This is a genomic window from Pedobacter alpinus, assembly GCF_042684645.1.
In the GTDB taxonomy this organism is placed as follows: domain Bacteria; phylum Bacteroidota; class Bacteroidia; order Sphingobacteriales; family Sphingobacteriaceae; genus Pseudopedobacter; species Pseudopedobacter alpinus.
Window position 1 is genome coordinate 35,329 of the sequence record NZ_JBHULV010000014.1, and the last position, 14,838, is coordinate 50,166.

17 protein-coding genes are annotated in these 14,838 nt (G+C 32.8%); 1 reads left to right on the forward strand and 16 read right to left on the reverse strand.

What is annotated here, in order from left to right; genetic code table 11:
• Window positions 1-553 precede the first annotated feature (553 nt).
• Window positions 554-967, forward strand: a complete 414-nt coding sequence (locus ACFSSE_RS04890; RefSeq protein WP_379041827.1) for a hypothetical protein — start codon at window positions 554-556, stop codon at window positions 965-967.
• A gap of 117 nt (window positions 968-1,084) precedes the next feature.
• On the opposite strand, the gene ACFSSE_RS04895 is transcribed toward ACFSSE_RS04890, so the two are convergent.
• From ACFSSE_RS04895 to ACFSSE_RS04970, 16 genes are all read right to left on the reverse strand, one after another.
• Window positions 1,085-2,815 carry a carbamoyltransferase family protein gene (locus tag ACFSSE_RS04895; protein WP_379041829.1) on the reverse strand — a complete coding sequence of 577 codons (1,731 nt, stop codon included), beginning with the start codon at window positions 2,813-2,815 and terminating at the stop codon, window positions 1,085-1,087.
• An 8-nt stretch (window positions 2,816-2,823) separates the two neighbouring features.
• Window positions 2,824-3,282, reverse strand: a complete 459-nt coding sequence (locus ACFSSE_RS04900) for a DUF3368 domain-containing protein (RefSeq protein ID WP_379100765.1) — start codon at window positions 3,280-3,282, stop codon at window positions 2,824-2,826.
• Entirely contained in the window at window positions 3,260-3,502 is a 243-nt protein-coding gene (locus tag ACFSSE_RS04905; protein WP_379041833.1) for a UPF0175 family protein, read from the reverse strand. Before ACFSSE_RS04905 ends, ACFSSE_RS04900 begins: the two co-directional genes overlap by 23 nt.
• Window positions 3,503-3,756: 254 nt before the next feature.
• Window positions 3,757-4,617, reverse strand: coding sequence for a glycosyltransferase family 2 protein (locus tag ACFSSE_RS04910; protein WP_379041835.1), 861 nt, complete (start codon window positions 4,615-4,617; stop codon window positions 3,757-3,759).
• Complete coding sequence (locus ACFSSE_RS04915; protein ID WP_379041837.1) at window positions 4,607-5,344, reverse strand: glycosyltransferase; 738 nt, start codon at window positions 5,342-5,344, stop codon at window positions 4,607-4,609. The genes ACFSSE_RS04910 and ACFSSE_RS04915 overlap by 11 nt, the downstream gene beginning before the upstream one ends.
• Window positions 5,305-6,066 (reverse strand): glycosyltransferase, encoded by a 762-nt coding sequence (locus tag ACFSSE_RS04920; protein WP_379041839.1) that lies wholly within the window; start codon window positions 6,064-6,066, stop codon window positions 5,305-5,307. Before ACFSSE_RS04920 ends, ACFSSE_RS04915 begins: the two co-directional genes overlap by 40 nt.
• Entirely contained in the window at window positions 6,063-6,686 is a 624-nt protein-coding gene (locus tag ACFSSE_RS04925) for a zeta toxin family protein (protein WP_379041841.1), read from the reverse strand. The genes ACFSSE_RS04920 and ACFSSE_RS04925 overlap by 4 nt, the downstream gene beginning before the upstream one ends.
• 1 nt (window position 6,687) lies before the next feature.
• Window positions 6,688-6,945: a hypothetical protein gene (locus ACFSSE_RS04930; RefSeq protein ID WP_379041843.1), complete on the reverse strand. Its 258-nt coding sequence runs from the start codon at window positions 6,943-6,945 to the stop codon at window positions 6,688-6,690.
• A gap of 258 nt (window positions 6,946-7,203) precedes the next feature.
• Window positions 7,204-7,392 carry a hypothetical protein gene (locus ACFSSE_RS04935; RefSeq protein WP_379041845.1) on the reverse strand — a complete coding sequence of 63 codons (189 nt, stop codon included), beginning with the start codon at window positions 7,390-7,392 and terminating at the stop codon, window positions 7,204-7,206.
• A complete protein-coding gene (locus tag ACFSSE_RS04940; protein ID WP_379041846.1) occupies window positions 7,383-7,607 on the reverse strand; it encodes a hypothetical protein in 225 nt (74 codons plus the stop codon). The genes ACFSSE_RS04935 and ACFSSE_RS04940 overlap by 10 nt, the downstream gene beginning before the upstream one ends.
• A gap of 510 nt (window positions 7,608-8,117) precedes the next feature.
• Window positions 8,118-9,317 (reverse strand): glycosyltransferase family 4 protein, encoded by a 1,200-nt coding sequence (locus ACFSSE_RS04945; protein WP_379041848.1) that lies wholly within the window; start codon window positions 9,315-9,317, stop codon window positions 8,118-8,120.
• Window positions 9,314-10,648 carry a glycosyltransferase gene (locus ACFSSE_RS04950; protein WP_379041850.1) on the reverse strand — a complete coding sequence of 445 codons (1,335 nt, stop codon included), beginning with the start codon at window positions 10,646-10,648 and terminating at the stop codon, window positions 9,314-9,316. Before ACFSSE_RS04950 ends, ACFSSE_RS04945 begins: the two co-directional genes overlap by 4 nt.
• Window positions 10,648-11,934 carry a hypothetical protein gene (locus ACFSSE_RS04955; protein WP_379041852.1) on the reverse strand — a complete coding sequence of 429 codons (1,287 nt, stop codon included), beginning with the start codon at window positions 11,932-11,934 and terminating at the stop codon, window positions 10,648-10,650. The genes ACFSSE_RS04950 and ACFSSE_RS04955 overlap by 1 nt, the downstream gene beginning before the upstream one ends.
• Window positions 11,927-12,976, reverse strand: a complete 1,050-nt coding sequence (locus tag ACFSSE_RS04960; RefSeq protein ID WP_379041854.1) for a glycosyltransferase family 4 protein — start codon at window positions 12,974-12,976, stop codon at window positions 11,927-11,929. Before ACFSSE_RS04960 ends, ACFSSE_RS04955 begins: the two co-directional genes overlap by 8 nt.
• A complete protein-coding gene (locus ACFSSE_RS04965; protein ID WP_379041856.1) occupies window positions 12,955-13,656 on the reverse strand; it encodes an FkbM family methyltransferase in 702 nt (233 codons plus the stop codon). The genes ACFSSE_RS04960 and ACFSSE_RS04965 overlap by 22 nt, the downstream gene beginning before the upstream one ends.
• Window positions 13,649-14,743: a hypothetical protein gene (locus ACFSSE_RS04970; RefSeq protein ID WP_379041858.1), complete on the reverse strand. Its 1,095-nt coding sequence runs from the start codon at window positions 14,741-14,743 to the stop codon at window positions 13,649-13,651. The genes ACFSSE_RS04965 and ACFSSE_RS04970 overlap by 8 nt, the downstream gene beginning before the upstream one ends.
• Window positions 14,744-14,838: the final 95 nt, after the last annotated feature.

Sequence of the window (14,838 nt, forward strand, 5' to 3'; positions counted from 1 at the left end):
TAATTAAATTTAAGCAAAGCAACAGAATAATAAAGGACTTAGCAAATGAAATTTAAGATCAAATATTCTGCTTATAAGAAAAAACTTCATCTTTAATGGAATGAAAGGTCTCTTAATGTTAAGAGCTTTTTAACTCAATTATCCTAAAAGCAACCCCCTTTATAAACCGCTAAATTCCGCCTTGGCGGTTGCGGTAAAGAAATAGAAGTTTTAGCACTTCCATTGTAGCAACTGGCGCAGCGGAGAGTTTTTTGGTTACTTTTTTGCGGAAAATTGCGAAGCACTCTTGAATGCCTAAAAATAAAATTAAGAAACAATGAAAAAAAGTCACTAGCCCTTATGCCCAGGCAGGGTCTCTCAAATGGGAACCCTGCGTTTTATTAAGTTTGTGCTACTTATTTTGTGATTTCACAAGAAACCTGTCCGCTCCTTGTATTATGGAAAAGCCTCACCCCAGCCCTCTCCAAAGGAGAGGAGCGCTTATCAATTGGAAAATCTGTAGTTCAATAAAGTCATAATTCTTATATTATAGCATCCCGTCACTTTGAATGCAATGGAAGATCACACAAGCAAGGTAAATAAATACAAAATAAAGAGCAATATCACTAAACCAAAATTCCCTAAAAGTAATAGCCATTCGTTACTGTCAAATTCCGCCTTGTTTTATGCGGTGGAGATGCAGAAATTAAAGCAATACCTTTGTATCAGAAAACGCCTGCCTACCGCAGGCAGGCAGCGGAGAGTTTTTTCTCATTGTCTATTGTTTTTTAAAGGAGTTCAAGTGTTCGCTATCGCTCGGGTTTGGTTACTTTTCTCAGCTGCTGGAAAATTGCGAAGCACTCTTGAATGCCTAAAAATAAAATTAAGAAACAATGAAAAAAAGTTACTAGCCTTTCCGCCGGCAATGAGGCGGGAGGATTCCAACCTAAAATGGAATTCCATCAGATTAAAGCAAAATACACTATAGACGATAACCTCCTCAACCCCCTCCAAAGGGGGATACTTGTATTGTTGAAAGAAAACAACCAATGTTCTCCCTAATCCCTCCTAATAAACCCAACGAATTTCCCCCTAATGAACTTATTTAGAGAACCCTACTCACCACAATATCACCCATTACCAACATATCCATTTTGGTTCTTAAATAGCAAGCTAAAGCCTCCTCAGGTTTGTTAACAATAGGTTCGTTTTCGTTAAAAGAAGTGTTCAATAAAATAGGAACACCTGTTTTTTGTCTAAAATTCTCTATTAAACCATAGTATTTTGGTTCTACATTTTTATCAACGGTTTGTAAGCGTCCGGTGCCATCTACATGAGTTACAGCAGGTATAGCAGCATGTTTCTCTTTTTTGATAGGGAATACTTTCTCCATAAATGGAACTTCATCAACAACTTCAAAATATTCTGCCACATATTCTTTTAAAATGGAAGGCGCAAAAGGTCTAAAAGATTCTCTTCGTTTTATTTTTGCATTTAAAATTTCTTTTGCATCTGCTCTTCTAGGGTCGGCAATAATAGAACGATGCCCTAAAGCTCTTGGACCAAATTCTGCTCTGCCTTGAAACCAGCCTACCACACCAGAGTTAATTAGGCAATCACTTACCCTATTAAATAAAGCTTCACCTTCTAATTTTTCGTAAGCAATATTTTGACTTTCTAAAACAGAAATAATTTCTTCATTAGAAAACTGACTTCCTAAATATCCATGATTGGTAATGGGTAATCTTGGTTTTTCTAAAACCTGATTATAAATCCATAAAGCAGCACCTAAACAAGTTCCAGCATCATGCCCAGCAGGAGGGATGTATAACTTCTCAAAAGTCGTATTTGCTAAAATTTTGCCATTTGCTACCGAGTTTTGGGCTACACCACCAGCTATGCAAATATTTTTTAAACCGGTACTTTTGTGCAGATGATTTAACATATGAAAAATCAATTCTTCTGTAATTCTTTGAATAGAAGCCGCTAAATCTTTATGATATTGAGATAATGGTTCGTCTTTCTGGCGCAAAGGACCAAATTTATCAATCAAATGTTGAGTGTAAAGACTATCCATGTGTGGCACACCACCTTCCCAAGCCATTTGTACACCATTTTTAGGATGGTTAAAATAATCTAAGTTCAATTCGAAAAGCCCGTTGTCTTTAAAAATCAGAACATCTTTGAGTTGATCAACATATTTTGGCTCGCCATAGGGCGCTAAGCCCATTATCTTATATTCATCGCCATAATGTGGAAATCCCAAATATTGGGTAAAAGTGGTATAAAATACACCAGCAGAGTGTGGATAAGACACGGTATCTAACACCGTAATTTTAGTGCCTTTACCAGTAGCAATCATGGTAGAAGAATAATCTCCAAAACCATCAATAGATAAAATGGCAGCCTCCTCAAAATCAGATGCAAAGAAAGCACTCGCTAAATGACTTCTATGGTGTTCTACATTAATAATTTGAGCTTTTAATACAGATTTTTCAATTTTAAAATGACTGATGATTTCATCCTCAATGCTGGCAGCTTTCTTTAGATTTTTAGCCCTATTGAGCATATTGCTCATGCTTAACCTATTTTTTAAGGCAGTGAAAACTTTTTTACTAAAATTAGCCTTTGGGTCTCTAGAAATCCCAATATAATCAACATCGCTAATGCTGATACCAGCTTCTTTTAAACAAAATTCTATGGCAATGGTAGGGAAACCAGCCCAATGTTTAATACGTCTAAAACGTTCCTCTTCTGCGGCAGCAATTAATTGGTCGTTATGGTAGATACAAGCTGAAGCATCAGCATGGTAAGCGTTAATTCCTAGGATATACATTCAATATATTAAATTTCACCAGATTTTTTTAAAATTTGATTTTCTAATTCTGATGTGATATGAAAATTTGTTATTTTTATTTTATCAATTATTGCCTTTACAGAGGCTAACTTACCCATTTTTTTTGCAATTATAAGTAAACCTAAAGTTCCTGTATAAAGCAAATTTAAATTTGCTGCTAATTTTCTAGCTTTTAAATCGTCTAAAATAACTAAAGCATTTTTTTGCTCAAAAGCTAGCGCTATTGAGCTAGCTTCTCCTAAATCAACGGTTGCATTTAATATTGTTAAAAGGTCATTATTTATTGGATTTGATATCATAATCCATCCAGGTAATTGATTTCCAAACTCTAAAGCTACCACGGAAGTAATATGGACAGTAATGAAAATATCCTTTAAAAGGTTTAAATGCCCAATTTTATGTAAAAGAATTAAACAGCTGGTATCAGCTATAATAATTTTTTGCATTTTCCAAATCTTGATTTAAGTCTTCGGGAGCATAGTTAAATACAGATACCTTATAATTAGCAAGTAGTTCCATAAATGTAGACTTGGAATAACCTGCTAAATCTGCGGCTTGCCCTAAAGATAGTTTACCAATATCATAAAGCTGGGCAGCTAAAGCAGTATTGATATCTTTCGAACTTAAATCGAGAGAATCTGGAAGCTCTATGGTTAATGTTTTCATCAATCAAAAATACTAAATGTTTTATATGTTATTAGCCTTTATTTTGTTTCTAATTAAATTTGATTATTATACAAATTTAAGAGCCTGTTTAAAATTTATCTAATAATTTGTTTATGCTTATTTTTGGCTGCAACTTCGTTAAATTTTTCTAGATAGCTTCCGGCTATCTCTACAAAATTTGCCTTGTTTCGCTCAAAAATAATCTATAAACATTTTTACAATACAAATTTAAACAGGCTCTAAGTCAAATAAAACTAAATGGTATTCCTTTTACTTTTTAACTCGTAAATTTTGGCATCCACTAAAAAACGGAACCAAAATCCTTGTAAAAAGTGAAATACTAATCCAGTTTTTCCATCTAAAAATCCCAATTTAAAAAAGTATCTAATGATGAAATAAACAAAGGGGCGAACAAATAGTGGGAATTTTTCGTAAATAGACTTAGAAAACCTTCTTCTTTGTTGCGCATTGCCTGTAAATTTAGCTTGCACTAATTCTTCTTTATTATTTTTTGAATAGGCCGAAATTTGGTCCTCTGCTTCTAAAGTTGCCCATCTATTATGTCTTTCTGTAAAAGAGTTTAAAGAGTCTGTTAAAGTATCAATCATATCAGATTTGATGGTAGCACATTGTCCTTCTACCACAAAATGCTGATCGTACAACTTATCTTCACAATAGCCAAAACCTCTTCTAAATAGTATGGCATGATAAACTGGGTAATGCCCCCCATACTTTATCCACTTACCCAAAAATATAGTTCTTCTACTGATCAGAAATCCATTGATACTTTCTGCTATAGTATTGGAGAAAATTTGCTCAATTTCTTTAGATAGCTCCTCAGTCATCCTATGGTCTGCATCCATATTCAAAACCCATGGAGTGTTTATAGGTAGGTTTTGTAGCGCCCAATTTCTTTGTTGCCCATAATTTTGAAAAGGGTGATGAGAAATATGTACCTTATATTTTTCTGCTATACTTAAGGTAGCATCTGTTGATCCAGAATCTACCAAAAAAACAGAACAGTTTAATGCTGAAATACTTTTTAAGCAAGCTTCAATGTTCTTTTCCTCATTATGTGTAAGAATGATAATGGAAAGCGCATCTTTAATCAACATGGTACATTAATTTATATTTTGAGGCTAAAGATGTGAAATCTTTATAGGTTTTAAAAGTTAAACCTTGGGTGTGCGTAAAATGCTGAAGCTCTTTTAATAAAGAATCAACATCATGTTGGTGCGTTAAACCTAATTCATTTTTAACCACAAACTGAGCCAAACCAACTTTATCTGAAATTAAGACAGGCGTACCTACAGCCAAACTTTCTATCACTACGTTGGCAAAATTTTCATTATAGGAAGGGAGTACAAAAAGATCATTTTCTGCCAATAGCTTAAATTTTTCATCACCATATACTGCGCCCACCCAATTTATACAATCTTCAAGCCCTAAGTTCTTTACTTTCAACTTTAAACTTTCAACATATTCAATGTCACCTTCTCCCACAATACTCAGTTGAAAAGGAAAATCAACTAAAGCCAAAGCTTCCAAAAGCAGCTCTATTCCTTTTTTATGATGTATCCTAGATAAAAAAATCAATTTTAAGGTCCCATCATATACCCTATCCCTAAGAGGTAAATTAGCAGGTACTTTCACAATATTGTGAATTATAAAAATGAACCTTTTCTCCTTAATATTTCCTCTTCCTTCTAAATTCTTAACTTTCCACCTTCTACTTCCAACCTCCGATAGTATATTACTGAATTCTGAATCAAAGCTTTCAATTCCTTTATCCCCCTCCACTTCTATCTGCGGACTGCGGCCTCCCGACTTTCCACTTTCCACTTTCCACCATTATCATTGTTAATTCCTCTTTGCTCTTTGTTCTTTACTCTTTCTTCTAAATCCCCCTCCATCAAATCCACAACTTTCACTTTCTCTTGATCGCCAAAAACCTGCATCACCATTTCATCAGCTTCCATTTGAGTAGTCGCATGAAAATCGCAATTCTTTAGCAAAAACTTACCTATCAGTTGATGAAATATTTTTTTGCCTCTGCTAAAAGTATAATCCCCCAACATCCCTCTAGGTGAAACAATAGGCTTAATTCCTTTTATCAAACAAATGAATACAGCACCCATACTCACTAGGTTCCACCAGGCGTGTATGTGTATCACCTCAAATTGCCTCGCTGTTTTCCATAAATACCATAAAAGACTAGGGGAGAAATGACTATGGTCTTTAGTGATACGCTTAAAGTATTGAACTGATACGCCTTCTACTATTTTTTCTTCTCCATTTTGATAAGGTAATTCTTCTTTACCATTAGCTAAAGTAGTATAAACTGTTACCTTGAAATTTGACTTTTGACTTCCGCCTTCAGACTTCGGACTTTCATTATCCATTGACTTCCTACATTCACCTTCGGACTCCGGACTAATAGCTTCCGACTTCTGACTTCCGTCTTCCGGCTTTATTAAAGCTTCACACAAGGCAGCCACCGAATAAATAGGTCCGCCATAAATGAAAGCAGGTTTGTAAGACGCTGTAATGTGAAGGATTTTCAAGATTTGATCAGTTTAACTAAATTAGGGAGATACAAAATTACCCAAGTAGGCAAATCCGCGTAGTTTATAGATTCTTTAACTGCATTATTTCTGAATAAAATTAATGATTTATGTATGGTTAAAGAGGTATCTACAATTTCTAAAGAATCAAATAAGTTTAAGTGGTCATCAACTTTTCTTAGATTACCATAAAAATTTTCTGTTAATGTAATTCTGTCAACATAGTGGCCTCCCTCAACTGCTCTAATCAATACTCTTTGAACTGAAAGTTCTATATCAGTTAAACCAAAAAAAACAAAATGAACTTCATAGCCTGCTTTTTTGAATATTTTAGGTAAAATCCAGCTACTTTCTAATGAAAAGTGCCCTTCATAAGCAAAATCTATTTTTTGATCTAGTGCATTTTTAACTAAAGAATCTAATAATTCATCAACATAATTGGATGCAAGTTCTTTGATTTGTTTTTCTGATCTTAAACCTTTCCTCCATAAAAGAGATCTTTTTACAAGATATTCTTTATCTCCATCAAATATGTCGCCATGATATTGGTTAAGATAGGAGAATCCAACTGTTGATTTACCAGCACCATTAGAACCTGTTATGATGAAAAGTTTTGGCAAACTAAATTAAAGAGAATGATGTTCTTAATTCATTTGCTTCTAATGTTGAAAGTTTCTCTAAAGTTTGAAATTCGATACCGGATTTGGAAACTGCAACTTTGGTAATCGTTCCATCAGGATATTCTAGGTAACATGTATTTTTTTCAATTTCCTCGGTATTTATCATAAAAGGTAAACCCATGCTTAATCTTTTTTTTCGTAATTGAAGAACAGCTTTAGTTCCGTTTCTGCTACTTTGATGTAAATGCGGATTTATCATATTTAAAGAATATAATCAAATATAAGCATATTTTAATTTTGAAAACAAATAGGTTAAATAAAAGCAGCCACCGAATAAATAGGTCCGCCATAAATAAAGGCGGGTTTGTAAGATGCTGGAATGTTGAGATTTTTCAAAAAAAAATTATTTAGGGTTTGGGAAATTTCTGTTTTGGGTGTTGGCGAGTATCAAAAAAGGTTAAAAGAATGAGTTTATTATCTTTGATCAAATCATCAGATTATGTTTTGTTACAACAGCTTATCTTATCTCTAGTGTGGATGAAATTGATCTAAAAATTTTAGGTTGAACCGTCAGGGTCTGTATTAATATTTCAGTTCGTCTTACAAAATCTTTAGCAACTTGGTTGCCCCAATTTTCATTAAGATAGCTAATAACACTATGAAACTTTTGCAATGATTTTGGAGACCATTGAATTTCTAAAGCCATTTTTTATAGGTCTCTTGAGCTTCTAAATGATTTATTAAATCCCCTGCTTCAACTTGCCCAATAGCGTCCTTAATATCTTCAATTACCTCACTCGGAAGATTTGTCCAGTTATCTGAACTTTGTGTTGAACCAGAAAGAATAGATTTGATAGATTTAATAATATCAATATCATTCGTATCCAATAATTGTTTTACTAACTCGATCTTCTCTGCCATGATATTCATATTGTAAATTTATGAAATTTAGGGCGATAATAAAACTCAATTTTTCTTGATAAAAACATGATGTGATCTAAATCGAATTGCCCTAAGGTTAAGGTTTTATCCTTTTTCTTGCCAATTGTAGCTAACAAATAATCATAATTATATTAATCTGTTATCCAATATACTCATTATCATTTGATGGGTAATGGGTTGGGAAGCATAAGATTGTATAGCTTGCAATATTTGTATTTAAAAATGTAATATATTAAGGTTATAATCGGTAATTATCCGATTATCTTATCAAAAAAATACATTATTTAGCAATGCTAATGATAAATTTCAAATCTTCCTTAAATTCAATTAAACCATTCAAATCTATCTTTTAAAACTACTTTCATCGTAATTCCGCTGACAAATTTAACGTTCATCCTCTTTCAACTTTCCACGCTACCTTGCCTTCCGCCTTTTAATTTCAGCCTTCCGCCTCTTCCAACTTTCCACGCTACCTTGCCTTCGGTATTCTTATTTATGGTTCTGTCTTAAAGTAGCTGTTTTAATTTCTTTCCACATGAACTGATAACCCCATTTTTCTAATACTATTTGATTGATTTCATTTTTTATGGAACCATTTAAAATTATAGATTCTTGTATTTTATCAGCTAAGTATTTGTAATCACCAAAAGGATAAGTATGTCCATTTTTTCCTTCCACAATTAAATCTTTACTAGATCCTACCTTATCAGAAGTAATCACTGAACAATTACAAGATAGCGCTTCATGAACCGATACTCCCCAAGGTTCGTTTTTTGCCGCATGTATAAAAATAGTACTTAATCCATAGTAGTAGGGTAGTTGCTGATAAGGAACATAGCCTGTAAAAATAATTTGCAAATGACTGTTTTGATTAGCATATTCTTCTAAAGCTTTTCTTTCTTCGCCATCGCCTACTAAAATTAAGGTTAAGTTTTTATCATTCAACAATTTAAAAGCCTCCAAAATATCCCAAGGAGATTCTCTTGGGACAAATTTAGCCACACTTAATAAAACTGTTTCATTCTTAATTTGTAATGTTTCTTTTAAAAATTTTACTTTTTCTACATCTGCTGATTGTGCTTTAAACCAGACTTCATCTACCGAGTAAGAGAAATAACTGATACGATGATTTGCAATGCTTAACCAATTTAAAAAGCGTTTAGTTTCAGAGCCAACGGCAAAGAAATGGTCAAATTGTCTGTAAGCAAAAGGTAAATAGATGCGCTTCAAAAACTTTTTTACTGGACTTAAATTATAAAGTACAGAGTCTATCCTTAATGCTATGGGAATATTTTTAGATTTACACAGTTTTGCTAAGCCTTTGTATGAATTTTTATATCCATTCAAAATGATATAATCATAATTTTCCCTAGTAATAATTGTATCTACAGCATTTACAATGTCATTTCTATCAGCAATAAAATGAGTATAACCTTCATATAAGTTAAACCCCCAGCCTACTTTTTTACCCAATTCAAAATCGTGATAATCCTGCTGGTCAGTATTGTTAAAGATCACATGAAAATCAAAACGCTCATTTTCCAATGCTTTCGGCTTTAAGCCTTCCGCCTTCCGCCTTTCCCCTTCCGCCTTTAGCTTTAAGCTTTCCGCTTTAAGCTCTTTTGCTACATACTGGTAAAATGGCACTTCAAACTGCGTTGGAAATTCCACTATGAAAGCTATTTTCATCGGTTATCTGCTAAAATTTCTTTAAAAACTTTCCCTAACTGGATATAATAATTCTCCCAAATCATATTTTTGGAACTAGCTAAAACTCTTAATTTTAATTCATTCCTTTCTTGCTGATTGAGCTGGATGTAATACTTTAAAATATTAGATAAATGCTCACTATCTAATCGATCCATAATAAAGCCATCTTTTTCATGTGTTATCATTTCGCCAGCACCAACAAAAGGAGAAACCACATTAGGAATTCCTTGCATCATGGTTTCTGGTACCACCATCGCAAAAGAATCAAACCTGCTGGTTTGTACATTTAAATCAAAAGCTTCTTTTCGCAGATAATTAAATAATTCTCCCTGACTCATCGCCGGCTGATAGATAAGTTTAATGTTTTTATTAAGAATTGTTTTCGGAAGATGCTGACTTACCCATTCCTCTCTTATCCTGCCTATTAAGTGCACCTCTACAAAAGCGGAATACTCATACCCATAAACTCCTTCTAAAAATATATCTAAGCCCTTACGATATTCTAAATTAGCTATAAAAGATAATTTAATGCTGTTTATGGACTTATTATTATCATTGAGATTAATAATCTGCTGACTGCTGACTTCCAACAGCGGACTATTCAAAGCTTGATTATTACTACTTGACTCTTGCATCTCCCCCAATTTTCCCATATTTCCAATGTCTTGTTTCTTGCTGCTTGCTGCTTGCATCTCCCTTCGCTCTGCCCCCAAATACAATACAAATTCCTTCTTAGCCGAGGTCATCCCTTCAAAACTATCTCTACAAAATTTAGAACAGTAAAATCCATAATCAATTAAAACTCTCTCTTTCAGCTTTAAATCAATTCCAAATGGAGTTTCATTAATTCCTAATGTCTTCGCTTTTTCATGACTAATAGACGCAAAATCCATAATCACAGGGATATTCCACTTATTACAATATTTAACCACAGGCCATCCGGTAGTTTCAAAACAAACCACCATCAAATTTTTTCTGTTCAAATAAATGGATGGCAGGCATAAATAACCAAATATTTGTTGCCAAAAATAAATGGGGTTATTATGGCTTTGGTTGTTTGGGTTAACAATGATTTTATTGTATAAAAATTTGCTCAAACTATATAACAAGGTATATAGGTAATGATTGATGATTTTAATCTCTTTATCAATTGGCTTCACCCGTTTTTTTAATATCCCAAATACTTTATCACTGGGCTTATAAAGCACACTGGTTAATAAGGTGATATTTTTAAATAAGCCAGACCTATTTGCTCCATTAGCTAAACGTGGTGAATGTTGTATGCCGGGATGAATGATAAACAATTTCATTATAAATCCTTGGTGCTTTCTAAACGGCTAACCCGATCAATCATAGCTATTCCTAACATGAAGAAAAAAGCATTATAAGTATTATAAATAATGCTAAATACAAATAGAGAAAGGGTAAATATTGTGAGCTTAAAAAAGAAACTACCTTTTAAAAACTGCATGAGATAAAAAAGCATCACAAATCTTAATATTAAAAGTACATATCCACCTTCGAGTACTACTCTTTTAAATTCTGTTTCAAAACCTTGACCCCTCAAATTGGGGTTGTATCCAAATAAAGCATTGGCGCCTTGATAGGTAGAGCCTAACCCGACACCAATCATATCATGTTCAAATTCTAAATTAATTAACTCGTTTAATGCACCAGATACTCTACCTTGCGTGTTTTCACTTGTACCTTCTGTTCTTTCTTCAAAGTTATTTGAGCTTTGTGTAAATTTCTCATAAATATGCAATGGATCTTGCAATATGAAATTAAAAAAACCACCCACAAAAACCACCAAAAACGCACCACCTATTAATTTACTATTGGCTTTGATATTTACAGAAGTTAAAATGTACGTCCCAATAATGATCAAATAGGAATAGGTAGTACCTCTAGAGCCAGATATTAAACAACCATAATAGCCTATGGCTAAAAAAGGGATCAAAATGAAGGGCTGATACCTGATTTTAATTAAGACGCAGGCCATTAAGGTATAAAATAACATGAAAGAACTATAACCGCTAATATAGCTAAAGGTACCAGAAACTCTTACTGCATCTCCTACCAATGCATCAGCAAATCCTTCCCCCTCTGTAACTGCATACCTGTTTAAATAGGCATCAGCAGGTAAGGTAGATTGTATAGAACCTAAAATAACTTGGGCAAAGCATAGGATAATAAGTAAAGGAATTAATTTTTCTAGTTTAAAAGCTTCTGGATCTTTCACGTAAATAAACATAGGTAACCAAAAACTCAAGTGGACTATAATTCCTAAAATACCATGCCCCAAGGTAGCGCCTAGAGGATTTGCAGCGAGTAATAAAAGCGTAAAAATATAAGTAAGTAGAATAATGAAAATATTCCGCTGTTTATAATCAAAATGAAATGCATTTTTAAAAAGAATAAAACTTAATGGAATTATTAATTGTATGCCTAAAATTGCGTTCGATAAAATTTTAGAATCTGTCCCCCACTTTCTTGCGGCACCCGAAAGCGTGGTGAAAAGAAAAAGATAAAGAATTATCCGCAGCCTCTTTTCATTTTTTAAACCTACCCAAGTATCTTTAATAGCTTTAAACATTGATAATAGCTTTTAAATTTTTTATGTAATTTGTATAAGAATAATCAACTGAAATAAGCTTGCAATATTTTTTTATATTCGAATAACTGGCTGCATCTACTAAAAAGTTTAACTTTTTTATTAAGTCATTCAAATCTCCAGATTCAAATATTAAATTTGATTTTTGTACGGATGCTACCATTGCTGGTTGAGAAGAAACCAATACTGGTACGCCCATCATTAAAGATTCTGCCATAATTAAAGGGGAGCCTTCAATATGGCTTGTAGAAGGAATCACGGTTAAATGGACTTTTTTCAACCACTCTTTAAGTTGCTCTTTCGAAACGGGTTCATGGTAGTAGATAAAGTGTTTAGTGTTTTGATGCTGCAAAAATCCCCTTTCTGGGCCATCTCCAACAAAATGTAAATGTATAACTTCTTTATACTTATTAATCTCTTTAACGGCATCAACGATAAGGCTAACGCCTTTACCTTCAATTAATCTTCCTGCAAACAAACATTGAAAAGGTGTTTTTGGCAAAATATCATCATAATGATCATCATCCTGGTTAGAAAACGTTGGGTCTGCAGGGTTGATAAGAAGCTTTGAATTGTGCCTGCCAAAAGCTTTTTTCAACTCTAAAAAGCTATATTGACTAACTCCAATGTTTGCTTTTGCTAACTTTGCCAATACCCATCTTAACTTATTTAAAACTTTAGTTTTTAAACTATTATTTCTAATATCTTTAAAAAGTGTTGCCATCTGATAAATAATCATAAATGGTTTTAGAGCGAATATGGAAGGTATAATGATTTTAAAAGACACGCCTCCATTAATCATAACTAAATCGTGATTTTTTACTTGGTTATAAAATAAATAGAGCGATTTGCTTTCTAAAACATTAAATTTAGCATGATTAAGTGCATTTTTTTGTGGGGTAAGTAAAGTAAGATGATGGCCTAATAAAACAAGTGATTCGCACAAAAGAAGAGTATTGTTTTCTAAACCACCAATAGATGGTAAATAATTTTCTGTATAAACTAAAATCCTTTTTGTACCCATAATTGATTTCTATAACCACTCTCCTCTAACTTATCAAGTTGCAGTTCAAACCCAGCATTACTTAGTTTTAAAATATGCGTAGCTAATTTTTCGCCATCATAATGAAACTCTATAATGATTGCTTTAGCAGCCTTTACCCAGTCAAAGTAATTTTCAAAAAGTAAATCTTCTGCCCCTTCTATGTCAATTTTCAATAACTCTGGTTTCTCCAATAAATTAAAATCAATAAAGGGGACTTCAATACCATTTTTTGATATTTTGCTAGCTAATAAATTCTTTTTATCCGCACTAAAAAAAATATTTTCTTTAGGCCCTGCAGCGCCGTGTCTAATGGTATAAAAACAGTTAGGTGTTAAACTACTCATGTTCTCTTCTAACTTTTTAATTAAGCTTTTATTTGCTTCAACTAAAACATAATCAATTTTTTGAGGCTCATATTTATAAGCAAATACTTGGTTACACAAACTACTAAACAAACCAAAATTAGCACCTAAATCAAAAATGTTTTTCGGTACAAAATTTATTTTAAAAAGCGCATCCCAATAAAATGGATTCAAAAAAACATCTTGAAATGAAGATATTTTATGTTTATCATTTAACTTGATACTCGCATTTCCGGATAGGCGCAATAAGCAAGGAACTAAAAAACCCAACCTTCTAAACAAAAAACCGCTATCCATTTTTTTTCATTAAAATTTCCATTCTATTCACATATTGCTTCCAAGCAAAACTAGTCTCATATAATTTTTTTCCATTTAAACCAATTTCAATCAATTGATGATGGTCTTTTAAAGAGTTATAAATTATGGAAGTTGACTCTTCTACATCGTTATGATCAAGGCAGATATAATTTTGGTTCTCTATAAAAACGTTTGGCTCAGTAAAATCTCCTTTGGTAGAAAATATAGGAATACCCATACAAAGTGCAGTGGCGCTAGCACCACTCTTAGTGTTTAAGCCGCCTCCACCATCTTCTGTTACGGGTTCCAACAATATAAATGCATCTAATGTTGCCAAATGCTTTACAATGTTCGAATCCGTTAGCTTTCCGCTACGACTAATTTTTATAGAGTTTAACTTTTTAGTAATATCTTTAATTTGCTTAATGTACTTTGGCTGGTAGTTCCCTATAAACTCGAAATCACAAATTAAGCCTTTAGCTTCAAGCCTTATAATTACTTCTAATAAAAATTTAGGGTCTCTATTACCAAAAGTCCCAATTTTTAACCTTTCTTTAGAAATTTTAGGCCCATCTAGCTCTTCAATATAATTCTCAAAATTAGAGGGCGTAAAAAAAACCTGGCTCTTTCTTCCCATTTCAGTAAGTTGATTTTCATACAAATGGGTGGTGGTTAAAATTAAATTGGCATATTTACTAGCCTTACGCAGTGTTCTTTGCTGTAAAAAACGATAGATTCTTAATTTTAGACTCTTTTCTTCTCTAATAAAAGTTTCGTGTATAATTAAACATACCTTCGCTGGTGTATAATGATGAATTCTATTATACAATTTAGTTAGCCAATTTGGTGCACCAAACCTATTATAACTATAACCATTATATTGAAATATTACCCAATCTGATTTATGACGTTTAATTTTGTTAACTAAAATTCCAATTTCTTTTTCTTCTAAAGAAATGATGCCATCATCATAAATAACCTGTACAGCATGACCTGCTTCAATTAAATATTGATTTAAATATCCGCTATGATGGCCTATCCCGTCTGGTGTAGGATGATAATATCTTGTAATGATGGTAAATTTCAAATCAAATTTTAAGTATAATAGTTCAGTTAATCAATTATAAAGCAAAGGTATTCAAATTAAATAAAAACTTGCCTATGTTTTATTGGGCATAGTAT